Source organism: Wolbachia endosymbiont (group B) of Longitarsus flavicornis, from assembly GCF_964028135.1.
Classification (GTDB): Bacteria; Pseudomonadota; Alphaproteobacteria; order Rickettsiales; family Anaplasmataceae; genus Wolbachia.
Genome location: NZ_OZ034758.1, coordinates 1,129,495 through 1,154,522 on the forward strand (window position 1 = coordinate 1,129,495; position 25,028 = coordinate 1,154,522).

18 protein-coding genes and 6 pseudogenes are annotated in these 25,028 nt (G+C 32.7%); 10 read left to right on the forward strand and 14 right to left on the reverse strand.

The features are described from left to right. Positions 1 to 7 precede the first annotated feature (7 nt). From ABWU45_RS05225 to mutL, 5 genes and pseudogenes are all read right to left on the reverse strand, one after another. Positions 8 to 910 carry a helix-turn-helix domain-containing protein gene (locus tag ABWU45_RS05225; RefSeq protein ID WP_353279069.1) on the reverse strand — a complete coding sequence of 301 codons (903 nt, stop codon included), beginning with the start codon at positions 908 to 910 and terminating at the stop codon, positions 8 to 10. Positions 911 to 1,010: 100 nt separating this feature from the next. Beyond that, positions 1,011 to 2,195, reverse strand: a complete 1,185-nt coding sequence (locus ABWU45_RS05230; protein ID WP_353278082.1) for a hypothetical protein — start codon at positions 2,193 to 2,195, stop codon at positions 1,011 to 1,013. Positions 2,196 to 2,365: 170 nt separating this feature from the next. Further along, complete coding sequence (locus tag ABWU45_RS05235) at positions 2,366 to 3,031, reverse strand: RadC family protein (RefSeq protein ID WP_143688905.1); 666 nt, start codon at positions 3,029 to 3,031, stop codon at positions 2,366 to 2,368. A gap of 170 nt (positions 3,032 to 3,201) precedes the next feature. Then, positions 3,202 to 4,140, reverse strand: coding sequence for a helix-turn-helix domain-containing protein (locus ABWU45_RS05240; RefSeq protein ID WP_353278084.1), 939 nt, complete (start codon positions 4,138 to 4,140; stop codon positions 3,202 to 3,204). A gap of 68 nt (positions 4,141 to 4,208) precedes the next feature. Continuing rightward, positions 4,209 to 5,927, reverse strand: a pseudogene (gene mutL / locus ABWU45_RS05245) (DNA mismatch repair endonuclease MutL); the annotation flags it as partial. Positions 5,928 to 6,049: 122 nt separating this feature from the next. On the opposite strand from mutL, the gene ABWU45_RS05250 reads away from it, so the two are divergent. Continuing rightward, complete coding sequence (locus ABWU45_RS05250; RefSeq protein WP_353277994.1) at positions 6,050 to 7,327, forward strand: IS4 family transposase; 1,278 nt, start codon at positions 6,050 to 6,052, stop codon at positions 7,325 to 7,327. A gap of 196 nt (positions 7,328 to 7,523) precedes the next feature. Here the strand turns inward: ABWU45_RS05250 and ABWU45_RS08390 are convergent. Together ABWU45_RS08390 and rnhA are read right to left on the reverse strand one after the other, a co-directional pair. Then, a pseudogene (locus tag ABWU45_RS08390) lies at positions 7,524 to 7,586 on the reverse strand (DNA mismatch repair protein); the annotation flags it as partial. A 92-nt stretch (positions 7,587 to 7,678) separates the two neighbouring features. Beyond that, positions 7,679 to 8,105: pseudogene (gene rnhA, locus ABWU45_RS05255) on the reverse strand (ribonuclease HI); the annotation flags it as partial. 417 nt (positions 8,106 to 8,522) lie between these two features. Between rnhA and ABWU45_RS05260 the strand changes: the two are divergent. From ABWU45_RS05260 to ABWU45_RS05295, 8 genes and pseudogenes are all read left to right on the forward strand, one after another. Beyond that, positions 8,523 to 9,416, forward strand: coding sequence for an Rpn family recombination-promoting nuclease/putative transposase (locus ABWU45_RS05260; protein WP_265030109.1), 894 nt, complete (start codon positions 8,523 to 8,525; stop codon positions 9,414 to 9,416). A gap of 248 nt (positions 9,417 to 9,664) precedes the next feature. Further along, positions 9,665 to 10,471: a hypothetical protein gene (locus ABWU45_RS05265; protein ID WP_353278086.1), complete on the forward strand. Its 807-nt coding sequence runs from the start codon at positions 9,665 to 9,667 to the stop codon at positions 10,469 to 10,471. 72 nt (positions 10,472 to 10,543) lie between these two features. Next, on the forward strand, positions 10,544 to 11,230 hold the full coding sequence (locus ABWU45_RS05270) for a hypothetical protein (protein ID WP_353278088.1): 687 nt from the start codon (positions 10,544 to 10,546) through the stop codon (positions 11,228 to 11,230). Positions 11,231 to 11,365: 135 nt separating this feature from the next. Continuing rightward, a pseudogene (locus tag ABWU45_RS05275) lies at positions 11,366 to 12,151 on the forward strand (IS5 family transposase). 289 nt (positions 12,152 to 12,440) lie between these two features. After that, positions 12,441 to 12,977, forward strand: coding sequence for a hypothetical protein (locus ABWU45_RS05280; RefSeq protein ID WP_353278090.1), 537 nt, complete (start codon positions 12,441 to 12,443; stop codon positions 12,975 to 12,977). Positions 12,978 to 13,723: 746 nt separating this feature from the next. Continuing rightward, a complete protein-coding gene (locus tag ABWU45_RS05285; protein WP_353278092.1) occupies positions 13,724 to 15,967 on the forward strand; it encodes a hypothetical protein in 2,244 nt (747 codons plus the stop codon). 401 nt (positions 15,968 to 16,368) lie between these two features. Then, positions 16,369 to 16,908, forward strand: a pseudogene (locus ABWU45_RS05290) (IS4 family transposase); the annotation flags it as partial. A 102-nt stretch (positions 16,909 to 17,010) separates the two neighbouring features. Next, on the forward strand, positions 17,011 to 18,288 hold the full coding sequence (locus ABWU45_RS05295) for an IS4 family transposase (protein ID WP_353277926.1): 1,278 nt from the start codon (positions 17,011 to 17,013) through the stop codon (positions 18,286 to 18,288). A gap of 197 nt (positions 18,289 to 18,485) precedes the next feature. On the opposite strand, the pseudogene ABWU45_RS05300 reads toward ABWU45_RS05295, so the two are convergent. The 5 genes and pseudogenes from ABWU45_RS05300 to secG form a co-directional block, all read right to left on the reverse strand. Then, positions 18,486 to 19,025: pseudogene (locus ABWU45_RS05300) on the reverse strand (IS4 family transposase); the annotation flags it as partial. Between the two features lie 567 nt (positions 19,026 to 19,592). After that, positions 19,593 to 20,000 (reverse strand): nucleoside deaminase, encoded by a 408-nt coding sequence (locus tag ABWU45_RS05305; RefSeq protein ID WP_353278094.1) that lies wholly within the window; start codon positions 19,998 to 20,000, stop codon positions 19,593 to 19,595. Positions 20,001 to 20,017: 17 nt separating this feature from the next. After that, positions 20,018 to 20,311 carry a hypothetical protein gene (locus ABWU45_RS05310; protein ID WP_007302591.1) on the reverse strand — a complete coding sequence of 98 codons (294 nt, stop codon included), beginning with the start codon at positions 20,309 to 20,311 and terminating at the stop codon, positions 20,018 to 20,020. A 39-nt stretch (positions 20,312 to 20,350) separates the two neighbouring features. After that, the gene (locus ABWU45_RS05315) at positions 20,351 to 21,958 is read right to left on the reverse strand and encodes a CTP synthase (RefSeq protein WP_353278096.1); all 1,608 of its coding nucleotides are present in this window, start codon (positions 21,956 to 21,958) and stop codon (positions 20,351 to 20,353) included. Beyond that, the gene (gene secG / locus ABWU45_RS05320; protein ID WP_007302593.1) at positions 21,958 to 22,278 is read right to left on the reverse strand and encodes a preprotein translocase subunit SecG; all 321 of its coding nucleotides are present in this window, start codon (positions 22,276 to 22,278) and stop codon (positions 21,958 to 21,960) included. Before secG ends, ABWU45_RS05315 begins: the two co-directional genes overlap by 1 nt. A gap of 116 nt (positions 22,279 to 22,394) precedes the next feature. Here secG and ABWU45_RS05325 point away from each other — a divergent pair, with 116 nt between their 5' ends. Next, positions 22,395 to 22,919 carry a gamma carbonic anhydrase family protein gene (locus tag ABWU45_RS05325; RefSeq protein WP_265025079.1) on the forward strand — a complete coding sequence of 175 codons (525 nt, stop codon included), beginning with the start codon at positions 22,395 to 22,397 and terminating at the stop codon, positions 22,917 to 22,919. A 1-nt stretch (position 22,920) separates the two neighbouring features. On the opposite strand, the gene ABWU45_RS05330 is transcribed toward ABWU45_RS05325, so the two are convergent. Both ABWU45_RS05330 and ABWU45_RS05335 read right to left on the reverse strand, forming a co-directional pair. Next, positions 22,921 to 23,757 (reverse strand): hypothetical protein, encoded by an 837-nt coding sequence (locus tag ABWU45_RS05330; protein WP_353278098.1) that lies wholly within the window; start codon positions 23,755 to 23,757, stop codon positions 22,921 to 22,923. 427 nt (positions 23,758 to 24,184) lie between these two features. Then, on the reverse strand, positions 24,185 to 24,934 hold the full coding sequence (locus ABWU45_RS05335) for a hypothetical protein (RefSeq protein WP_264682665.1): 750 nt from the start codon (positions 24,932 to 24,934) through the stop codon (positions 24,185 to 24,187). Between the last annotated feature and the right edge of the window lie 94 nt (positions 24,935 to 25,028).

A 25,028-nucleotide genomic window follows, 5' to 3' on the forward strand; every position in this document is an offset into this window, starting at 1 on the left:
TATGAAATCACAAAAATTTCTCAATCATATAATTTGATAAGCCTGTCGTTTGCAAGATAATATCAACAGAAATTCCTTCTTTCACTAAATTCCTTGCAACTTCAATCTTCTTTTCCTCTCTGACCTTTTCTCTACAAACATGTATACCTTTAAATAAAGACTTGATTAGCATATCGCGTAATTCCCGACTCTCAATCTTTTTGTATTCTTCTATCAAGTTTGATAGCTTTTCTTCCACTTCTTCATCTGATTCGGGAAGTAGATCTATGATACTGATTGATAATACCTTTGCTATTTCATCTAACATTTCAAGTGAAACAGAAGCTCTCCCTTGTTCATATTCGTATATTCCTTGATTTGTTATGCCAACTTTATTCGCTAAATCTTTTTGTGTATATCCTCGTATCAATCTCCACTCTTTTATCCTTTGCCCTACTTTGTATGGAACCGAAATTTTGTTCTCCTCATACTCACCAATAGATAGGTTAGTTGTTCGAGAGATAACATGAGCAGAAACTCCTACTTTCATCAAACCCCTTGCTACTTCTATTTTTACCGCTTTTCTGCTTCTTTCCTCGCTCAAACGAATAAATTTGTTTAATAAATAAAATACCTCGCTTAATTCTTCATCCTTATACCCCTTTACTAAATTTAATATTTCTTCATCTTCAAAATATCTTTTTTCATTTGGTAGTGTCTCTCCACAAACTAGACCTTTAACATTCACTGATAATGCTTCTGCTATGGCATATAACTTCTTAATTGGAATTTTACGACTCCCTTTTTCATATTGCAGTATTGCCCAGTACTTTACACCAATTTTCTCAGCTAAATCCTTCTGAGTATACCCTCTCTCTAACCTCCAACTTTTCACTTTTTGCCCTACTTCACAGTCTAGACTTTTTTCCATACAAAGAACCATACATATAATATTTTCTACTATAGCTCAAAGGCTCCAGATATAACGGTAAGAAAAAACCTCTGGAACCTTAAAGTTGGCTGTAGACGCATTAAAGTTCTCTAAAGGTTTCTTTACTACCTTCACGTATTCTATTTACCCACGGAGACAATACTTCATTATTGCTAACCTCTTTTATAGCATACTTTTCACTCCATATGCCACATCTAGTGAAATTACCTTTCTCTACTGCTTCTTGAAGTTTCACTCCTCCAAAAAGGCAGTTTTTTCCTATTTCTTCGCCTCTTTTTTGTAACTCAGCCCACATTTCCTTGTTTTCTACTCTGACTTGTACTTGATCATATTTTTTTACATCGTGGTACAATATAATATTTAGCTTACCAATGCTTGTAGGAAACTCTAATATAATAGAGCTTTCATCTGACATATCGATATAGTTTCTTATACCTCCCTTCTCACTTTTAACCTCAACTGCATCATTGCCAATTTTTAAAATATTACTTCCTAACTCTCTCAGTATTTTGGCTACCTCTACCTTGCTATCCCCAGAAAATTCTATATACGATGTTGTATTATCTATCTCAACATCTATTAATTCTCCTTCTTGCATAGCATTTTCGCCAGCTTTCTCTAGTTCTTCTAGTCTCTCATCTATCTGTGGCTGAACTTCTGGTTGTAGCTCATTATAGATTTCACCTATCAATTTATTCTCCAATAAAGTATCATGAAACTCTGCACCGCTTAGCATTAATTTACGTATTAGCTTTTTACGATCAACCTTATCAAATTTATGAAAATGTGTACCTAATACTACATACTCTGCAAAACTCCATTCCCCGTCATCACATGCATTTATTCTTGCTCCTGAGGCTAGTACTTTGTCTATAACTTTGTGCAATTCATTTACATTCTTTGCCTCTACCACTTCACTTTTTAACCAGCTCAAAGTTTCTGCACTCGGCTTTATTTTTTTCAAAGCTGAAGCAAATGGATTTTTATCTTCTTGATCACTTACAGGTTTTGTGCCATAAACATAGTCAAATCCTTTCCCATAGTTGATTTTGTTTTCGCGAACTTCTCTACCAGGGAAAGGTGCTATTTCTTCAGGCTTTTTAGCCTTATTAATTTTGCTTACAAAGGTGGATTGCTCCTTAGTACGACCTATTCCTACAATAGCATTTAACACCTCACCTTTTGATAATCTATCAAGATCAATGTTTAACTCGTAAGTACCTCCTTCTTGATCATCAAAAGGTACAATTATTTTATTACTCATATTAGCCTCCGCTATTAAATATATTTAACTAAGTCTATAACCGACTTTATTACTTTATTATTAATTTAATATATACTTTCTCATTAATTGTAAGCAATAATTAATGCACTTGCAAATACTTTCTTCATTCAAGTAGTTAAACAACTCATGAAAATCTTCAAATATCTGCTTTATAACAGTCCTTGCTCTTTAAAGCTAAAATACCCAACACTTGTGATGATAATGTGATCCAGTAACCTAATCCCTATAGTCTGACAAGCTTTAGCCAAGTCTTTAGTTACAGCTTCATCCTCATCAGATGGCTTTAACCTTCCTTCTGGGTGGTTATGCGATATTATTATTGACGTCGCTTTTCTTATTAATGCCTTTCTTGTTACTTCTCTTATGTAAAAAGGTACCTTATCCACTGTACCAGTGAACACTTCTTCCCCCTTTAAACGGCACTTTTGATCAAAATATATTATTTTCATCTTTTCCTCCTCTGAATAGCCAATACTAACCCTTAAATATTTTACGATGGTTTCCAAGTTATCCATTACAGGTCCTTTCTTTAACTCTTCTCTTGGTACTCTCTTTGCAGCTTCCTTTAGACATAAAATTACTGCTACTGTAGAGTCAGTTATCCCTTCTATAGTTTTCAAGTCATCTATTTCCTGACCTAAAATTCCTCCTATTCCAAAACTATCTATTAGCTTTCTAGCAATAACTCGAGCTTCTTCCCTGTCATGCACTGCACTTAGAAACGTTTCTATTACTTCACGATCAAGTAGAGCTTTACCGTTGCTTTCTAATGCTCTGAACTCTATTTCTTCTCTACGATCTTTCTTATTATTCATAAAAATTACCCTTCACTAATAACAAAATGTTTTTATATATTTACTGCTGTTTTTTTGTCAGCATTGGCATAAAGCCATAGCTTTTGAGTGAAGTTAAATCAATTTCTCAATCTTTTTTACTTATTTTTTCATGAATAGGTAAAGATATTAATATATACTGATTTTTTATTTTAAATTTGTTGAATTTCGTCTAAAGAGATGCCCACTGTTTTTAAAATAATATTGATAGAAATTCCTTCCTTAACTAAATTCTTTGCAATTCTCATCTTTTCTACTCTCTTCACTTTCTCTTTGCAAACTTGTATGCTTTCAAACAGAGATTTTATTAGTACATGACGTAGTTCTTGGCTTTTAATCTTTTTATATTCTTCTATTAACCTTGATAGTTCCACTTCACTATTCTCATTTTCTCTTGTTTCTGGAAGCAGATCTGTAATATTAATTAATAGCATCTTTGCTATTTCATCTAACATTTCAAGTGAAACAGCAGCTCGTCCTTGTTCATATTCATATATTCTTTGATTTATTATGCCCACTTTACTTGCTAAATCTTCTTGAGTGTATCCTCTTCTCAATCTCCATTCTTTTATTCTTTGACCTACTTTATACGGAATGGAAATTTTTTTCTCATCATTATCATATTCATCAATAGATAAACTGGTCGTTTGAGAGATAACATGAGCAGAAACTCCTTCCTTAACTAAACCCTTTGCCACCTCTACTTTTACTGCCTTTCCACTCTCTTCCTCACTAATACGGATGAATTTAGTTAATAAATAAAACGTTTCGCGTAATTCTTGATCCTTAATCTCTTTATGTCTTCTTACTAGATTTAATATCTCTTCTTCCTCATACCTTTCCTCATTTGATACTTCTTGTCCGCAAGCTAGATCTCTAGCAGTTGTTGATAATGCTTCTGCTAATTCATATAATTTCTTAATTGAAATTCTGCGTGTTCCTTTTTCATATTGCAGTATTACCTGATATGTTGTATCGATTTTTTTTGCTAAATCTTTTTGAGTATATCCCTTTGCTAGTCTATGATTTCTTACTTCCTGTCCTATTACTTTGTAATCTAAAAAATTAGAGCATTTATTCTCTTTTTTCACATTTTATACTCCATAACCAGAAGAGCTGTTACGTATACTTAATTGGGAACCTTTTTGACAAACTGAACTCATCTCCTTTCAAACAATTTTTCTATATCACTTAGTTTCATTTCTATATACGTTGGTCTTTCATGACCAGAATATGGAGTTTTCTCAATTCGTCTTAGTATCTCATTCATCTCTTCCAATTTCATTTTTCTTCCTGCTCCATGGCAAGCGATTGTGGCTGATATTTTATTCACCTTATCCTCTATTGACAACGTATCTTCCATTTCCGTTAACTTATCTACTATATCAACTAGCATCTCTTTTATACCTATTGTTCCCAAGATTGAAGGTATTTCTTTCACCATTATTTTATCTTCTGATTCTATTTCAATACCAAAACCCATTTCAAAAAGCTTATCTTTATAAGTTTCAACCATCTCCGTCCCTGCTTGGTTTTTAATCTCAACTATTTCAGGAAGGAGAAGTTTTTGTCTTTTTATGCTTGATTTTTGCTTTAAGCACTCGTAGATCAACCTCTCATAGGCTGCATGTTGATCTACTATAATCAGCCTATCTCCAGCCTCAGCAATAATGTAAGTATTGTGGACCTGACAACGTGCATATCCTAGGGGATGATCCTCTACCAAATCAATTTGCTTCCTTTCTAAAACCATCGTTCCCTTTTGGGGTAGGGATTCTCCATACTTAAAAGTTTCTGGTAAGCTTTGTCTTCTTTCATCTGGTGCATTGAATTCTTTCATTAGACGATTTTCTAAAAGACTTGGTCTCTTTTCATAAAACTCTTTTTGATCTTTTTTCTCTTGACTATCAACCTGCTCTTGGCTTTTACTATCATTAAAAATTAGCTCCTCTCCAATACCTTGATCACCCGCTGCAAATCTCGTTGATAGTGTTTTTATTATCCCTCTTCTCACTATTTCATATATTAGCCTTTTATTCTGAAATCTTACTTCCGATTTATTTGGATGCACATTTACATCTACTTGGTCATATGGTACTTCTAAATGCAACACTGCAAAAGGATACCTATTGTTTGGAATAAAATCGTGATACGCATATCTAATTGCACCAACAAGTAGATTGTCTTTTATTGGCCTTCCATTAACAAACGTATAAATCTGAGTTGAGTTGCCACGATTGACATTAGGTTTACAGATGTGTCCCTTAAGTTTGATGCCTTCTTCTTCCTCTTTAACTTCCAGTGAATTGCTTTGAAATTCTTCTTCTATTTCACATAATCTGTTGAACAGCGAAGTTTGCTTAACATATTTTAAGAGCTTTTTATTACCAGAAGTGAGAGTAAACCCAATACTATAATTAATCATCGCTAAGTTATTCACAATATCAACAATACTTTGTGTTTCTGCCCTTTCAGTTTTTAGAAACTTTAGTCTATTTGGTGTAGCAAAAAATAAGTCACGAACTTCAATATATGTACCTTGCAACAAAGAACAAGGGGTAATCTCTCTTATTTTTTCTCCTCCCTCATACCTTATAGACCATGCTTCCTTTGCTCCACTTGCCTTAGACGATAATTTCATTCTGCTTACTGCTGCAATTGAAGGTAAAGCTTCTCCCCTAAACCCAAGGTGCTTGATTTCTATTAACTCACTATCGCTTAATTTTGAAGTGGCATGCCTCATAAATGCTAGTTCTAAGTCGTCCTTTTCTATTCCATTTCCATCATCTGTCACAGTTATAAGGTTACGTCCACCACTTTCTATTTTGATCTCTATCTCTGAACTTCCAGCATCTATTGCATTTTCTACTAATTCCTTTTGCTGGCCTCTCTATTACCTCACTGCCATTAAGTTAAGGAAAAGTGATGAACTGTATTATAAAATCAGGTAAGATTCACAAATTAAAAGAAGTAATGACATGAGTAAAAAAAAGAATAATCATGTTTATAAAAAATAAATTGATGAGTTTAAACTTTATAAACGCACACAGAGCATCCTCAAAAGACTTCTCACGAAAAAGAAAGCTGCCCTTCGTTAATGTATTTCTCCTGATTTTTAGAAAGAGTGTAAAGTCATTACAAGTGATGCTTAATGAGTTTGTTCTGCATACAAGAAAAGATTATACAATTACGGCAAGTGCATTTACTCAAGCAAGAAAGAAGCTAAAACATACTGCGTTTTCAGAGTTAAATGATGATATAGTTTCCCTATACTACCAAGATCAGGAATTTAAAACCCACCATGGCTTCAGAGTACTTGCATTTGATGCTTCAATACTGATTCTGCCAAAGAGCGACAAAATAATAGGTGAGTTTAGCTCAAGAGCAGTATGGAATGGAATCCAGAGATTTGAAGACTATACAAGTGCAACCTTTGAAGTTTGTTACGATGTGCTAAATAATATTGCAATAAAATCTGTGCTAAGTAGAGGTGACAGCTATGAGGTTGATTTAGCAATCGGTATGCTTGAATCCATAAAATCAGACGATTTGTTAATCTGTGATAGAGGATACGTATCTTATCGATTTCTTGCTGAGCTTACAGGAAGGAAAATCAATTATATAATTCGCTGTTCAAGTTCGTCTTTCAATGAAATAAACGCTATGTTTAAGCCGGAAAGCCCATCTAGTACGGTGGTAGTGTCTACCGCACCTATTAAAGTAGCAAGACAGCTACGAAAGCTAGGATTACCTGATGAGATGAAATTCAGGTTAGTCAAAATAATACTTTCTTCTGGCGAAGTTGAAGTGTTAGTAACATCTCTGTTAGATGAGAAACGTTTTACAGTTGAAGAGTTTGAGAGATTATATTACTTGCGCTGGGGAGTAGAAACATTTTTTTCTAGGCTGAAGGGAAGATTAAATTTAGAGAATTTCACAGGAAAAAGTATTGAAACTATCAAGCAGGATTTTTGGTCAACTATCTTCATCAGTAATCTAGAAAGTATCATGATAGAAGATGATGAAGAGACATTGAGCTCACAGAATAGTAAACTAAAAAAAAGCATCAATAAATCTGTCTCATTTAATGCGATTAAAAACTTAGCCTTTGATATTTTTTCTACAGAGTCAGACATAGACTGCATTATGGATCGACTATCACAGTTATTTTTGATGAACACTTTAGTGGTGAGAAAAGGGAGAAGAGTTGATCGTCATAAGATATCTGATATTCGTTCACTCAACTACCAGAAAAGAGCTAGAAAACATGTGTTTTAAATTCAAGATATCTTTTCAGTATCATTGCATTAGTACATTCTTTGCAAAATAACCTGCAATTATTACTTTTTTAAATAACTTGCACTTTTCAGACTCCCTTTTCTTAAAAATTCACCCTAGTATTTACCATAATTATCAATCACTTCAAATTTTTTGTCCAATCTTAACTTCTCTTTCCCTTAACTTAATGGCAGTGCTCTATTACCTCTCCCGCTGCTATACGATTTATAGTTTTTGTGTCTAAAAGAATTATTGCCATAACACTCCCTCCAATCTATGAAACTTAGAGCTCCCTCTATTTTTTTGTGATTTCTTGATCTCACAATCTCTATATTTTAGCTTTTTAGATTCCTTTCTAGCAAGTCTATCTGCCTCCTCATTGTACATATTACCGTTGTGAGCTCTAACCCACTTCCAGTTAATATCATGCTGCAAGACAATTTCATCCAATTCCTTCCATAACTCAATGTTTTTTACTGATTTTTTATTGGCTGTCTTCCAACCATTTGTTCTCCACTTATTGATCCACTCTGTTATACCTTGTTTAATATACTGACTATCAGTGTGTAAAACAACTTTGCAAGAAACTTTCAACATCTTTAGCCCGTTAATCACAGCCTTTAACTCCATTTTGTTATTTGTTTTCACCTCCAGAGATGCGTTTTTTGATAAAGATACTTTTATTTTCATACATCACCACGGCTGCCCATCCACCAGGCCCCGGATTTCCAGAACATGCTCCATCTGTATATATTATAACCTTCTTTTTTTCGCCCATACTTACAGGATATAGATTCAACGTAAATTTGCTACCGAAACATGTTGATATTATTTTTTTAATATTTTAAAATGTAAGGTGTGAGAGATTGACAAACCTGTCCTCACGATGTTAGGTAAATCGTAATTGAGCTTTTAGGCTCGTATTTTTATTAGGAGGTTAGTCTCTCACACTGAAAATAAATATTTTTAAGCTCTTAATAGCTCATGAATTCATTTGCTGGGGTTTATAGAGGGAGTTGTAAAAGATGATAAAATATAACATCTAAGGTGCGCAATGGCATTTTAGGGTTATCTATGAAGGTAGTTTTTTGTCAACTCTTGAAGTTTAGCTAACTTTAATAGACTTTAGCATAAAAACGTTGAATATTTCTTCACAATTGTGTATAATTATTAATGCTTTCTAGGTTAATTTATCATGGCTTTTTCTAAATTTCTTGATGCACGCAACGATTATGCCTTCAAAAGAATATTTGGCACTGAGAAAAACAAAGATATTCTCATTCATTTCTTGAACGATATTTTAGGCTTTACTGGCTTAGCTGCTATTCACGATGTTGAATTCTTAGCTACCATTTTGGATCCTGAGATTGCCGCTAAAAAGCAAAGTATTGTCGATGTTCTTTGTAAAGACTCTCAAGGTTCAAGATACATTATAGAGATGCAGTTCACTAAGACCAAGGGCTTCGAAAAACGTGCTCAATATTATGCTGCCAAAGCCTACTCAAGTCAAGCTGATCAAGGTGATGATTATCATAACCTTAAAGAAATTATCTTTATTGCTGTTGCTGATTGTATTATTTTTCCAGATAAGGCTGAATACAAATCTAATCATGTCATTTTAGATCAAAATAGCTTTGAACATGACTTAAAGGATTTTTACTTCGTATTCATAGAACTACCAAAATTTACAAAGACAAAAGAAGACCAACTAGAAAATATAGTAGAAAAATGGTGTTACTTTTTTCGCTATGCAGGAGAAACAAGGGAAGAGGATCTAGATAAGATAGTTGGTAGTGACGTAATAATAAAACGAGCTTATGAAGAGATGAATAAGTTTAATTGGTCAGAAGAAGAGTTACTAGCATATGAACAAATGAAAAAACGCATAATGGATGAGATTGCTGCTTTTGCTCAAAAATTTGATGAGGGCCTTAGAGTTGGTCAAGAAAAAGGTAGACAAGAAGGTAGGCAAGAAGAAAAAATCGAAGTTGCAAAAAACTCACTCAAGGCAGGTGTCTCTATTGATGTTATAGCTCAAATTACCGGTCTCTCTCATTCTGAAATTTCACAACTCAAAGAAAAAACATAATATTCCTACTTATTCACTTTAACACTTATAAAAACCTTTTCTAAGTTAGAAATATCCCCTAATTAAGAGTCTAATGAACTGTCTAAAATAGCTATAAAAATAGCACAAAGAATTATATAAATTACTATCATAACGTTACTCAAACTTCTATATCAAAGCTACGTACTGTAAGTTCAATACATAATTTTTTAGTTGATATAAGCTGCTAACAATACTATCATTAGCATTGTTAATATATGAGGTTAAAAATGAGCACTTCTAAAGCTTCGTCTCCATTAAAGTATTCTATTGCCACTTTCTTGCTATGTACATCTGCACTTACAACTGGAATATTTATTTACCCTGTAAGTTTAGCAATTTTGAATGCTACTACGATACCACTGCTTTTTGTGGCAATTGCTTCTGTATCTGCAATAATTGCATTAAGTTCAACAGTATACCTTGTCAAATCAGCTGCAATAAATAATAAAAATACGTGTAATATTCTTGAAGAGAAACCACATGGTAATGATACTAGCACACCATCTTTGCCTACTTTGAACTCTATTACTAATAATGACATTAGCACAAAAACACCGGAAAAGATGTCTGCTCTTCAAGTACCACAAGTTAGTGTACCATCTCCTCCGCCTCTTCCAAATCAAGATGTGAGTGTACCACCACCGCCTCCTTTCCCAACTGAAGGTTTGAATAATTGGAAGCTACAAAAAGATAGCGCTGTTAGTAAAGAATTTCTTGATAGTGGTTCATTAAAAAATTCCTCTTTTACTAAACCTAAGGACCATAGTGAAGGGTTACAGGAGGAATTGAAAAAATGCCTAGAGAATAGGAGAAAAAAAAGTGAGCATCTATCGAATGTGGAAATAAAAGATAATACTGAGCTCAAAACACAAAAAGAATATGCTATAAGAGTTGGTAGCAAATTAGAGGAAAGAAAGAAGCAGAATAGGGATGAAGGTATTCTTGCATCTCTTTATGAAAAAATAAATGGTATAAGGAAATGTGCTTCATTCTCAAGTAGTGCAAGCGAACATTCTGGAAATGAATCTGGTTGAAGTGATGATTATGAAGGTATTCAATCAAGCGAAAAAAAAGAAAGAAAAAAACTCATAGAGGCACAAAAATCTATGCCATCAACCACTACTTCCTCTAAAATAGAACCCAATAGTGCACCATTTATACCATCTCCTCCGCCTCTTCCAAATCAAGATGTGAGTGTACCACCACCGCCTCCTTTCCCAACTGAAGGTTTGAATAATTGGAAGCTACAAAAAGATAGCGCTGTTAGTAAAGAATTTCTTGATAGTGGTTCATTAAAAAATTCCTCTTTTACTAAACCTAAGGACCACAGTGAAGGGTTACAGGAGGAATTGAAAAAATGTCTAGAGAATAGGAGAAAAAAAAGTGAGCATCTATCGAATGTGGAAATAAAAGATAATACTGAGCTCAAAACACAAGAAGAGTATATCGAAAGGGTAGAGAAACAACAAGAAGAGAAAAATCAGGTGGAAAGTCAGAATGATCATGACTTCATTCGTGGTATAATTTTAGAGCATATTTTTTCATCTATAAAGTTTACTGATACAAAAAAAGGGGACAATAGTGGACAGTCCTCTGGTTATTCCTCTGATTTAGAAGAAGCTCAACCTCCAAAATCAAAAAATGTACAACTATTGCCAACAACTGTGATGAAAATTGATAATGTAGATCCAATAAATAGTGAAGCAAAAAAAACATCTTTATGGAAAAAACTTTTTAAGAAACCCAAAAAGAAAGCAGAGCAGAAAACACCGGAGTGCATTAGTAAAGTATAAGGTAAGGGGAGATTTTCCTCTTTTTGACCATAAAAGTTAAATTAAGGAAACTCTTCCAATATAACAACATTTAAGAAAATGTACATGATATCAAAGAAGGAATAAAGTAGGAGATAATTTATATAAGTTAGATATATGAGAAGTGTATACCCAAGTGACATAAGTCGTGAAAAATTCAAGATAATTTTACCAGATCTAGAATCTTGTAGAAAAAAACAAAGCCAAGAAGACTTGATTTGTATGATGTATTTTGTGGAGTGCTGTACGTCCTAAAAAGCTGTTGCCAGTGGAGCACAAGAGTTTCCAAAATGGAGAAGTTGTTACGACTACTTTAAAAAATGGAAAGATAAAGAAAGTATTTCGGAGAGTGTTTTAAAAAAATTAGTTAGAAAGAACAATTGTAGGAAAGAGAAAACCAGTTTCTGTATAATTGATGCTCAAAGTGTTAAAAATACAGATACCGCTGAAAGTAAAGGCTATGATGCAGGTAAAAAGATTTCAGGTATAAAGCGTTCATATCGCAGTTGATACACAAGGTCTCCCACACGCAATTCATATAACAACGGCAGAAGCAGCTGATCGTAGTAGTGCTGTAAAAATGGTTAAAAATGCTAAAGAAAACCTCTCTGAAGTTAAAAAATATACTAGTTGATGCTGGCTACACTGGAGAAAATTTTGCAACTCAAATAAAAGATACTATTGGTGCAACTGTTGAGGTGAAGCAAATTTCACAGGTTTGTCGTATTGCGCAAAAGATGGGTTGTGGAACGCTCTTTTGCTTGGTTGGAAAAATGTAGAAGGTTATGGAAAAATTACAAGCGTAAACTCAACACCAGCTTACAAATGGTCGTTCTGGCTCTTATTGCTTTACTCCTCAAAAGATTACGAACAGATTCTAAAATTTGTCAATTAATATTGTAGGATTTTTTCTAACCAAAAGTAATATTTTGATAAAAGGGTTTTAACAGGCTTAATATAAGGTTTTTTATTAGCTATACACATTTTTGGAATTTGGTTTAACTTTTTTTACACTATAAGTCCAACGTATATCAATAAATAGAGTAGAAGAGAATTAAAGTAACCTGTATGATTAGGAAGAGATTTTTCTTATTTCATCATAATTTTGCAGATGTATAGTGTTTCTTTATTTAGAATTTTTATTTTCGCTCTTTTTTTTCATTTGCCACTTCTTGCAAAAGAAAAGCTAGATGTGTTTTACGATCAAGAAAGTGATTTGCAGCTACCACTACCTAGTAATATGATTATAGATGATGACAATACTGCCCTGATAGCTCATTACAAAAATGATTCTCTCATAAAAGACTCAAGAAAAGTTGTCTCATTCGAAATTGATAAGTCTGATATCTACCACTATTGCATAAGAGGGGATGTGCTAATTAGCAAGGGTGATGTTTTAGAAGAAACATGTTATAGTAGTTACCCAACATTCATGAGTTTTAACAGCAAGGAAAAAGTGTTACCAGATAAAATATTGATAGATGGGTATCACTTTATATATCTTTATACAGGTGAAGGTGAAGCAGGTACTGCTTATGATACATATATATACAGAGGTATGATTGATGGCAAGTGCGTTTTCTTTGACATTCATTCACGTATGACAAATCCTTATAACTACTTCGTTGATGATAAAACTTCAGTAGAAAATGCATATCGCTCTTTTAATGATGATATTGAAACTGTGAATAATATTATAAGAAATGCAAAATTTAATATTAATAAATAAGTCCACTAAAAGGTAAAAATGGATTAATATCTATAAAAGATTTTACTACTTGTTGGTTAAATTAAAGGGCCAGTAATATTATAGAAAATTTCAGACTTGCAATAATTTTCAATAAGAGCCTCTTGATAAGGTCAATCTGATCTTTCATTTTTTTAAATTCTGTTTTTATCATACGCTTATTAATTCTTCCGCAAGTAAAATACTATTAATTTAGCAAGATATATTATTAAGATCTCAAGCAAATTAACCATTTCCAGTGCTCAAAATCAAGAGACGTGAGAACTGTTTTTCTTGGGATGGCATGGTCTACCACGCAACCTATGCTAACTTTCCTTTATAGTAATTTTAATACAACACGAAACTAGCTATTTTAGCCTACTTTCACCAAATTTATATACGAACTAATTTGCCTAAGCTTATGAAAATAATTTAAATCTTCTATTTTTATAACCTTATTTTTACGCTGCTTGTTCTCAAAAATATACGATCTTTTTTGCAATTTCAGAAGAGTCAATAATTCAATTCCTTATAACACTAATTAGTATGGTCTTTTCATTAAATTTATCCTCTCAAAAAGACTGTGCTTTATTCACCTGCTTTAATGGTATTATAATATTTTACACCTAAACCTACTCTATAAAAATTCATAATACGAATTAGTAAATAGATTATATTCAAATTGATTGTATTTATGATATATAGCGCATACAATATATTACTTGTTTATTTTAGTAGGGGGTATAGGTATGTTTAGTTTAAAGCAGGTAGTACAATACAATTTATTTGGTAGTAACGACCTTGAAGTCAATTCATCTTGTGAATTTGAAGATTTTCCTGAAGAGGTATTTGAGATTAGCAATGAAGAAAATCAAGCAATAGATAGTTTGAAAAGTAAAATAGAAAATCTACAACAAGAAAATTTTGATCTTAAAAAAAATGTAGAGTTACAAAAACACTATAAGAAAAGAGTAGAAGAGTATTACGAAGAAGTAAGTGAACTTACCAGAGAAATGCAAACCCTAGAAGGGAAAATTAAAAGGCTTGAAGTTGAATTACAAAGAAGGACGAGAAATTTAACTGAAAATGATCAAGACATCGAACAGCTAAAACAGAAAATAGAAATATTATTATTAGAAACTCAGAACAAAAGTGATATAATTAAGAACTTAAATAATCAATTAAAAGAGGCAAAGAATGAAATTCAGTTAACAGACAAAATAAATGAAGAGTTACAGCAAAAACTGGTTTTGACTGAAGATGAGTTAAATAGAGTAAGAAAAGAAAGTACAGTGCTGATAAACAGTATAGAGGATTTGAAAGGTGATTATGAAAATCAGATATTAGAAAAAGAGAAGGAGCTTAATGATGTAAGAGATCAATTTTGTATTTATTTATCAGAGTATAAAGAACTATTTGCAGAATTCAATAGACTGCAGAAGGAAAACGAAAGTTTAAAACAGAAAAATTTCTATATTAGTAATGAAGTGTCTCTTGCAGATGAAATAAACAAAGAAAACGTAAGAGAAGAAATAGCAAAGCTTCAGTTTGTACCTGAAGTGAAAATTAAACATATTATTGATAATAATGACCAAGAATCAACCTTACCAGATAGAGAAGCAGAAAATTATCGAACAAGTGAAGATAAAAACCTTGAAAATAATGATTTCGAGATTGGAGTATGGAATGAAGATGACGATGAAAGTAGCGATGACCAGAAATCAACCTGGCTATATGGAAAAACAGAAAATTGTCGAACAAGTGAAGATGAAAACCTTGAAAATAATGATTTCCCAATTGAAGTATGGAACGAAACGGATAGTGAAAGTGACGATGACAACAATGTTAGCCCTTGCCCTGATTATGATGAAAGTTTTGGTAGGCGTTACAGTCAACTATTCTATGATGAAGCCATAATTCATAAAGAAAAAGATACTTTTGTTTTAATTCGTCAAAAAGATTCTTTTTCTTTAGCGAAAGTAAAACCGAATACAAGAGAAGAAGAAAAGTATGAAAGTATTTGGCAAAAAATAAATAAGATCCATGATTATCTGGACATTTTAGGTTACTCTGGTAGCGAAGAAGATTATGAGGAGTGCGAAAAAGAACTTGATAAAGTTATAAACGAAGCACTAAAACAAGGAATAATGTTCACTTTTCCATATAAATCTGATATGTCCTTGATAGATCGTATAGCTGACACATTCCCAAAGCTATATTTATCTGCTGACACTACTCGAATTTATGAGTTTTTACACAAGAAAAAAATATTTCAGATAATATCAGAAGGTGCATCTTTAAACAGATTTAGCGATGAAGAGCATGGAGATGTAGTAAACGTAATTTGTTCAGATAAAGATACCTTAGGTCAGCGAAAAGCAAACCTTTCAAAGCTGAAGGAGTTAGCACTTGAAAGTATTATAAGTAAAAGTGAGCAAATTGATGAACATGACTTTGAACTAGAAATAGATAATGGATATTTTTGTATAGATTACCCACAAAGTAGTACTATTGAAGTTGCAAAGATATTCAATAATCAAAAAGCTAAAGATTTAAATCTAAATATTGGTATAGTTCAAGTTGGAAAAAGTATAATTAGAGTTGAAAACATAGAAGGAAGGAGAAATTATACAGACATCTCAGGAGATATCATTGAAATGTCTTTTACCACTGAAGTAGGAGAGATCAGTATTCATCTATGTCCTAATGAGAAAGATAGTAATAAAATAGAGGTGAGGCTTGTCGATGAAGTAAGATTTAACAAATTAGAGAATAAATCAAGTTTAGGGCTAAATTGTCTATTAGGGGGGAAAAGTGTTTTAACAGCTATAGAATATGGGTATTTTAAAAGAAATAGCAGCGTATTTGAAGAGTTAGATAAGGCTATTAAACAGTCAGATTATACAATAGAAAATCCATCTAGCTTTCTAGAGGGGGTTAATAAAAATCAACTACTCAAAGTAAATGCAAGGAGATATGGTCCAGGATTATGATAATACAAATTATCTGCATTATACTAAAATGTAAAAACAAGAGGAGCGAAGATGCTTTTTAATTTAGAGCCAGGCAGTGTTGGTTATAGTGATAAACATAGGATAGGATTGGAACTATCAAAATAAATGATAAAGAAAGAAGGAACTATAGCCCTTCTCATAATAGTCCAAAAAGAGTAAGATATGGATTTATAGTAGTGAAGGTAAGGATGCCAGTAGCATATAGTTATGACTTAAGGAAAAGGGTAATGGAAACGTTGGAGGTGGTGTAACAAGCTTTTTGCCTACCATTTGTCTATTAAGCTTGGGAGTGTTAAATAAACCATACGCGTCAAGTTAAGGAAATAAAGGTATGAAAGAGATAGAATAATAAGGTATAAGTTCTCCCAGAAATACTTTTAGTGAGAGAACCAATGAATAAAATAACTAGCTTATCAAAAAAGCTCAAAGAATTTTTTAATGAAAAAGCAGAGAAAATCTCAATTACAACAAGGTTTATAAAAAGAAAGAGAAAGCTAAAAGGTTCATCATTCGTAAAAGCCATGGTCTTGGGTAATATAGGAGTTGATAATTGTAGCGTAGAAACAATGTGTCAATTACTAAACGAGGACTCGATAGATATAACAAAACAAGGTTTGGATTTTAGATTTACTGAAGAAGCAGTGGAATTTATGAAAAGGATGTATAATGAATCTGTGATTCTCTTTAAAAATATCTTGCAAGTTGATTGCAAAATCTTACAGCAATTTAATAGTGTTAAATTATTGGACAGTAGCTATATTACTCTACCTAACAGTATGGAAGAGATGTATAAAGGTTATGGTACTAGCTACAGTGGCTATGAAAGCAATACTAAGTATGGAATAAAGTTACAATTAGTTTTCGACTACATGAATCAGATAATAGACCAACTTAATTTAACGGAGGGGGTAAGATCAGACCCACTGCCATTAAGTTAAGGAAAAGTGATGAACTGTATTATAAAATCAGGTAAGATTCACAAATTAAAAGAAGTAATGACATGAGTAAAAAAAAGAATAATCATGTTTATAAAAAATAAATTGATGAGTTTAAACTTTATAAACGCACACAGAGCATCCTCAAAAGACTTCTCACGAAAAAGAAAGCTGCCCTTCGTTAATGTATTTCTCCTGATTTTTAGAAAGAGTGTAAAGTCATTACAAGTGATGCTTAATGAGTTTGTTCTGCATACAAGAAAAGATTATACAATTACGGCAAGTGCATTTACTCAAGCAAGAAAGAAGCTAAAACATACTGCGTTTTCAGAGTTAAATGATGATATAGTTTCCCTATACTACCAAGATCAGGAATTTAAAACCCACCATGGCTTCAGAGTACTTGCATTTGATGCTTCAATACTGATTCTGCCAAAGAGCGACAAAATAATAGGTGAGTTTAGCTCAAGAGCAGTATGGAATGGAATCCAGAGATTTGAAGACTATACAAGTGCAACCTTTGAAGTTTGCTACGATATGCTAAATAATATTGCAATAAAATCTGTGCTAAGTAGAGGTGACAGCTATGAGGTTGATTTAGCAATCGGTATGCTTGAATCCATAAAATCAGACGATTTGTTAATCTGTGATAGAGGATACGTATCTTATCGATTTCTTGCTGAGCTTACAGGAAGGAAAATCAATTATATAATTCGCTGTTCAAGTTCGTCTTTCAATGAAATAAACGCTATGTTTAAGCCGGAAAGCCCATCTAGTACGGTGGTAGTGTCTACCGCACCTATTAAAGTAGCAAGACAGCTACGAAAGCTAGGATTACCTGATGAGATGAAATTCAGGTTAGTCAAAATAATACTTTCTTCTGGCGAAGTTGAAGTGTTAGTAACATCTCTGTTAGATGAGAAACGTTTTACAGTTGAAGAGTTTGAGAGATTATATTACTTGCGCTGGGGAGTAGAAACATTTTTTTCTAGGCTGAAGGGAAGATTAAATTTAGAGAATTTCACAGGAAAAAGTATTGAAACTATCAAGCAGGATTTTTGGTCAACTATCTTCATCAGTAATCTAGAAAGTATCATGATAGAAGATGATGAAGAGACATTGAGCTCACAGAATAGTAAACTAAAAAAAAGCATCAATAAATCTGTCTCATTTAATGCGATTAAAAACTTAGCCTTTGATATTTTTTCTACAGAGTCAGACATAGACTGCATTATGGATCGACTATCACAGTTATTTTTGATGAACACTTTAGTGGTGAGAAAAGGGAGAAGAGTTGATCGTCATAAGATATCTGATATTCGTTCACTCAACTACCAGAAAAGAGCTAGAAAACATGTGTTTTAAATTCAAGATATCTTTTCAGTATCATTGCATTAGTACATTCTTTGCAAAATAACCTGCAATTATTACTTTTTTAAATAACTTGCACTTTTCAGACTCCCTTTTCTTAAAAATTCACCCTAGTATTTACCATAATTATCAATCACTTCAAATTTTTTGTCCAATCTTAACTTCTCTTTCCCTTAACTTAATGGCAGTGGGTCTGATCTTACCCCCTCCGTTAAATTAAGTTGGTCTATTATCTGATTCATGTAGTCGAAAACTAATTGTAACTTTATTCCATACTTAGTATTGCTTTCATAGCCACTGTAGCTAGTACCATAACCTTTATACATCTCTTCCATACTGTTAGGTAGAGTAATATAGCTACTGTCCAATAATTTAACACTATTAAATTGCTGTAAGATTTTGCAATCAACTTGCAAGATATTTTTAAAGAGAATCACAGATTCATTATACATCCTTTTCATAAATTCCACTGCTTCTTCAGTAAATCTAAAATCCAAACCTTGTTTTGTTATATCTATCGAGTCCTCGTTTAGTAATTGACACATTGTTTCTACGCTACAATTATCAACTCCTATATTACCCAAGACCATGGCTTTTACGAATGATGAACCTTTTAGCTTTCTCTTTCTTTTTATAAACCTTGTTGTAATTGAGATTTTCTCTGCTTTTTCATTAAAAAATTCTTTGAGCTTTTTTGATAAGCTAGTTATTTTATTCATTGGTTCTCTCACTAAAAGTATATCTGGGAGAACTTATACCTTATTATTCTATCTCTTTCATACCTTTATTTCCTTAACTTGACGCGTATGGTTTATTTAACACTCCCGTTTTCTGGGCTTTTCAGCTCAGAGAACACTTTTTTAGAAAAATAGAATTGGTGACCTTACTCAAAAAAAAGTAGAGAAGAAGTTTTTGTTGTGAGAATAAATTTAGCAGAGTTTATAATATAATATTTAAGTTATTTATGATAAAAAATAGATTTCTTGCATAACTAAGCGTCATCCCAGCTGGGATTTAGCAAGAAAATCTAGATTCCAGCGTTACGCGCTGGAACTCTTTAAATTCTAGTAGTGCAAGAAATCTAATTTCTACGTGTTTAAATATGGAAGTTCTAGTTTGTTGAACAGAACGTTGAGAAGTATCAATAAGAAGCTCCCTTTTGAGTAAACTTTTCTGCAACGGAGTTATCGTAATAACACCCCTTATGTACGTTGCATGAGAAAATTGGTCAAATATACGAAAGAGTTATAATACAGATTTTACTCAAAAAATATTGAAACAATCTCACACATCTTAAACTAAGTTCTCAATTTCTCAAAGAAATCTTTTAACAAAAGAGAACATTTTGTTTCTAATATTCCACCATAAACTTCAGGTATGTGGTTACAGAATTGAAATATTCTAGTGCCGTTTTCAACTCCTCCACCTTTGGGATTGTAAGCCCCGAAGTACAGACGTTTAATTTTTGCAAAAGAGATAGCTTGAGCGCACATCGGGCACGGCTCTAACGTTACGTACATTTTAGCTTCATAAAGCGTGGAAGTTGAAAATGCTTGTCTAATTGTTAACATTTCTGCATGTGCAGTTGGATCATTAGATATATTGTGTGCAGAGGAGATGATATTGTTTCCATTAACTATTACAGCACCTATTGGCACTTCGCCATCTTTCTGAGCAAGTTTTGCTTGCTCTATGGCAAGTTCCATGTATTGGTACTTAAACATTAGGTGCTTGGGTAAATATAATTTTCTTTTCTTGGCTTTTCTATTTTTTCTAGGTTATAGAATTCACTAAGGACTATTGTCCTTTTTACAAGGCTATCTATTTCTCGCTTTAAATATTTTTTTATTTCTTCTACCGATTTTAGTTCGTTTATAGCTACAACTACTTCTTCCATTATATCCTCTATAATTTGATCCTCCTCTAATTTATATATTATTTGTTCTACATGCCTATTCAATTCCTCGAAGGTCGCAGATCCATATGTAATGCTATCTTTACTATTTCTTAGTAACATTTTTTACCTCTCTATTAGAATATAGTTTATTAAGTTCTATTAAACTCTATTGTCAATAGCTGCCTTAATAAATGATGTAAAGAGAGGATGAGGAGAAAATGGTCTTGATTGAAATTCTGGATGAAATTGCACACCAATAAACCATGAGTGATTTTTTAGCTCCACTGCCTCTATGCATGTTTTATCTTCTGATATACCACTGCATATCATTCCATTCTCTTCTAAGTTATTTTTATAATCTAAATTAACTATATATCTGTGTCTGTGTCTTTCTGAAATAGTGACACTACTATACACATTTGCCATTTTTGAATTTGGACTTACATTACACTTGTATGTTCCAAGTCTCATGGTTCCACCAAGATCAACGTTCTTACCATCAGCGAGCTTGATGATTGGGTGTTTGCAAGTATAAAATTCTTCAGAGTGTACATCTTCAAGCTTAATAACGTTACGAGCAAATTCAATCACTGCAAGCTGCATACCAAGACATATTCCTAAAAAAGGAATGTTATTTACACGGGCATAGTTTATTGCTAATATTTTACCTTCTATTCCATTATCACCAAATCCTCCTGGAACAAGGACTGAATTAGAGCTTTGTAATTTTTCTCTGATAAACTTTGCATCTATAGATTTTCCATTCTCTTCTCTTGAGTTGACCCAATTTATCTTCACTCTAGCTTTATTACTAATTGCACCATGGTTTAATGCTTCAATCAGTGATTTATATGCGTCAGGAAATTCAGTATATTTTCCTACTATGGAAACGATAACTTCTTGTGTTGGATGTTTCATAGAGTGTACTATTTGGTCCCATTCAGGTAAGCTTGGTTTTGGCTTACTTAAGTGAAAGTGATCCAAAATTTGTGTCCCGAGCCCACATTGATTATACAAGGACGGTAACTCGTATATATGGTTTACATCAGGAGCAGGTATTACATTAGATAAAGAAACATTGCAAAGATTGGCTATCTTTTCTTTTTGATTATCGGAAATTTCTTTTTCACTGCGACATAATATAATATCTGGTTGTAACCCCGCAGAATTTAACTCTCGAACTGAATGCTGTGTCGGTTTTGTCTTTAATTCTTGTGCTGCAGTGAGATATGGTATTAAAGTTAAGTGAATAAGGATAACTTTTTGCTTTCCTAGTTTATAATTAACTTGGCGTATAGCTTCCAAAAACGGTTGGCTTTCAATATCACCTACGGTTCCGCCTATTTCGCATATTACAAAATCTAAATCTTCTGTACCATTAAAAATGAAAGATTTGATTAAATCTGTCACATGAGGAATGATTTGCACAGTTTTGCCTAGATAATCACCACACCTTTCCTTCTTTAATAATTTATTATATACTTTACCAGTTGTTATATTGTCGTCCTTGGTTGCTTTAATTTTAGTAAAACGCTCGTAATGTCCAAGGTCTAAATCAGTTTCAGCACCATCCTCAGTAACAAATACTTCCCCGTGCTGAGCTGGGCTCATTGTTCCAGGATCAATGTTGAGATATGGGTCAAGCTTTCTGATGCGAACATTGAATCCATGAGCTTGAAGAAGTGCTCCCACACTTGAAGCAACTAAACCCTTACCAAGTGATGAAACAACTCCACCTGTAACAAAGATAAACTTGGTTTCTTTCATTAATTTTCAAATGGAACAGAAGTTGATTGGCCTTCTTGCTTCTTTTCTGATATAATCTTCTCTGCAATTGATTTTTTATGTACATCTTTTGAACATAATCCTGATAGTAACAGTGTATTTATAATGAACAGTCCAGCAACTATAGAAGTTATTCTACTGAGTGGATTTTCAGAAGACTTTACCGGAATTATTGAATTCATTCCCTGTTGTGAATTACTAAAGCCACTTAATGAACTACTTCCAGGTGGCTGCAGGAGCACTAAAATTACCAATACAACAACTAATATTATTTGAAGTACACTAAGTACTGTTACTGACATTATGAATAGAGCTAAAAATAAAGATTTTAGGAGCATAAGGATCATAAGTCAAGAATATCTTTACTCGAGTAACTTGACTACTGGAATCCAAGTATGTATTAAACCTTATTTAAATTATGAGCTATCACATTTTAAAATACAAAGATTATGAACCAAAAATGGATGAAAGTTCTTTTATCGCAGATGGTGTGCGTATCATAGGTAACGTTGAAATAGGAAGGAATGCGAGTATCTGGTTTAATTGTGTGATCAGAGGAGATGTTGGATCAATCAAAATAGGCGATGGAACGAATATTCAAGATGGCACTGTAATTCATGTAGATAGAAACCCAGGTGGTGATACGATTATTGGTAGTATGGTGACGGTAGGACATTTTTGCGTATTACACGCATGCACGGTGCATGATAAAGCATTTATTGGTATGGGCTCTATCATAATGGATCATGCGATTGTGGAGTCTGGAGCTATGGTAGCTGCTGGCTCACTGGTGACACATGGAAAAGTGATAAAAAGTGGTGAAATATGGGCTGGCAGGCCAGCAAAAATCTTCAAAAAGATGTCAAGTGAAGAGATAAAATATATTACACAATCTGCACAAAATTATATTACGCTAATGAAAGAATATAAGCCTATATGCTAGATTAAGAAATCTTCAGCCCTGATGCACACTCTACGTCAACTACTTCAAAAGCTTCTTCAACTATAGAATGCTTATCAATATAAGGCTCAATCACTTCTTCAACTCTTGATTGCTTATCAATATGTTGATTAATAAAACTACCTCTGACTAAAACATCCTTTATTGGCCAGTTTGTTTCTATTGGAGTACCTGATAATTTAGCTGCAAATTTTATCGGTGCTGACGTTAGAAAAAGAGATATAGTATTATTTGAATTAAGATAAAAGTTTACATGATCTTTACAATCTTTTAGATTTATATCTCCCGGAAAATCTGATATTTGAGATTGTATATTTGCTTTTATGAAGTTCATCCGGCTGAATTTTTCAGTAAGTATCCCTACCTCTTTTGGAACTTCTAATGGGATGATAATATCATTGCTAATTCCATTTTCTTCTTGAGAAAAAAGTTCAGTGTATGCTCCTTTTTTACTGTGTTTCTCAAAATACTTAGGAAAATACATATTAAGGTATTCAGAGTGTAGCTCTATACGATTTTTCTGGTCATCCTCTAGAGTAAATGTATATTTACCACCATTTTGCTTAAGCTCGCACAATTTAAATTTACTAAGGTCAGAGTCTGGAAATGGCTTTTCAATTTCAAAAGCAAGTGTAAGAGTGTGCGTTGTGTGATCAAATTCATTTTTTTCTTGTAGACCATCTTGTAGACTATAGTACTTATTTTTTTCATATTCCTTTTTTTCTCTATTAGCATTAACTTCCTGTTCATTAAAACTTTCAACAGCATAAAAAAATTCTTCTTCATCTAGCTCTTCTCCTGTTAGAGCATCCTCAAACACATCCTGTTCATCCTCTAAATCAATCTCATTACCTTTCGTTTCTATTTTATTCTCTATACTTATTTTTTTGTATGGTCATTTCCATTGCTAGCAGTTGTTTGATGATGTGTATCGTTAGTTTGAAAAAAGCTCTTTACTTTTGATATTAAGCTAATCCATGAAAGTCTGACTTGATTAAGTAGCCATTTAAAACTCTTCATTGTTTTACCTCAACCTAATTAATAAAAATTGTAACAGAATGAATTAAATATGTCAATAATATACACAAATTGTACTAACTGGGAATTAGTGGCAGCACTTAACATCTGTGTAAATTTTGACATAGGCATTTTCTGCATTTTAACCAAATCAGTAAGGAGAACACCATTAATATTCTCCTTTTAGAAGCAACTTGAATAAAACTGATAAAGTTTGAATTAAAGTGTGATTAGGAAAGTGAGTGATGAGAACTCTTTATTTGGACTTCTTTTGATTCATCTATTTTAGTATTAGGTCTTAGTGCTTCATATGTAGCACCAACAGCTACGAGTGCAGATGCTGTAGCTATGCCAATTATTGCTAATATACTTAGTCTAGTTGTATGTTCAAGTATAGTACTTGCTACCAGCCCAACAGCAAGACCAACACCAATAACAGCAGTGTACAACATTCTAGGATTATTTGAATTAGGCATATAGCTCACTAACTCTCTGCAACACTTTTCTGATTCTTTCTTTATGTCCTCGAGCTTATTTAGATCTTCTTCTTCTATTTTAGCATTTAATTCTAGTTTCTTACATAATTCTTGCATTTCTTTTACTTGTTTTTCTAATTTTTTTAAAAAATTTATTATTTTTGTTCCTTGTAATTTTATTATTGTTTCCTTAAGTAGTAACGTTGATATTGGCATTGCTATTTCTTCTATCTCTTTTTCTATTTTCCTTTCCAATTCCACTACTTTTTCTATTCCTTCTTCTGATATTTTAGTGTCTTTTTTTAGTTCTATTTCAAACTTTCTTTTTTTCAACTCTGATTTTGCTTCTTCTAATGATTCTAATACATTCCATAGCTTTTCACCAGAATTCTGACTCCGTTTTGGTGACATAGACTGACTGCCTTTGAACTTTTTTGGTGATATGGGCTGATTTTTACCATCTTTAAGCTTTTTTGAGTTTTCACCAGCACTTACTTTAGCCATAATAAACCTCACATATTAAATAATGCTATTACATAATATCTTTAAAGCTCAATGTCAAATAGTATCTTTACATAATATAACTCATAAACAGAAA

Coding starts and splice junctions, on each gene's coding strand:
- ABWU45_RS05235 (WP_143688905.1), bottom strand. CDS start 3,031: ATGAATAATAAGAAAGATCGTAGAGAAGAAATAGAGTTCAGAGCATTA.
- ABWU45_RS05305 (WP_353278094.1), bottom strand. CDS start 20,000: ATGGAACTTGCCATAGAGCAAGCAAAACTTGCTCAGAAAGATGGCGAA.
- ABWU45_RS05250 (WP_353277994.1), top strand. CDS start 6,050: ATGTTTATAAAAAATAAATTGATGAGTTTAAACTTTATAAACGCACAC.
- secG (WP_007302593.1), bottom strand. CDS start 22,278: ATGTCAGTAACAGTACTTAGTGTACTTCAAATAATATTAGTTGTTGTA.
- ABWU45_RS05335 (WP_264682665.1), bottom strand. CDS start 24,934: ATGGCTAAAGTAAGTGCTGGTGAAAACTCAAAAAAGCTTAAAGATGGT.
- ABWU45_RS05270 (WP_353278088.1), top strand. CDS start 10,544: ATGCCATCAACCACTACTTCCTCTAAAATAGAACCCAATAGTGCACCA.
- ABWU45_RS05310 (WP_007302591.1), bottom strand. CDS start 20,311: ATGTTACTAAGAAATAGTAAAGATAGCATTACATATGGATCTGCGACC.
- ABWU45_RS05295 (WP_353277926.1), top strand. CDS start 17,011: ATGTTTATAAAAAATAAATTGATGAGTTTAAACTTTATAAACGCACAC.
- ABWU45_RS05260 (WP_265030109.1), top strand. CDS start 8,523: ATGGCTTTTTCTAAATTTCTTGATGCACGCAACGATTATGCCTTCAAA.
- ABWU45_RS05265 (WP_353278086.1), top strand. CDS start 9,665: ATGAGCACTTCTAAAGCTTCGTCTCCATTAAAGTATTCTATTGCCACT.
- ABWU45_RS05225 (WP_353279069.1), bottom strand. CDS start 910: ATGGAAAAAAGTCTAGACTGTGAAGTAGGGCAAAAAGTGAAAAGTTGG.
- ABWU45_RS05285 (WP_353278092.1), top strand. CDS start 13,724: ATGTTTAGTTTAAAGCAGGTAGTACAATACAATTTATTTGGTAGTAAC.
- ABWU45_RS05230 (WP_353278082.1), bottom strand. CDS start 2,195: ATGAGTAATAAAATAATTGTACCTTTTGATGATCAAGAAGGAGGTACT.
- ABWU45_RS05315 (WP_353278096.1), bottom strand. CDS start 21,958: ATGAAAGAAACCAAGTTTATCTTTGTTACAGGTGGAGTTGTTTCATCA.
- ABWU45_RS05325 (WP_265025079.1), top strand. CDS start 22,395: ATGAGCTATCACATTTTAAAATACAAAGATTATGAACCAAAAATGGAT.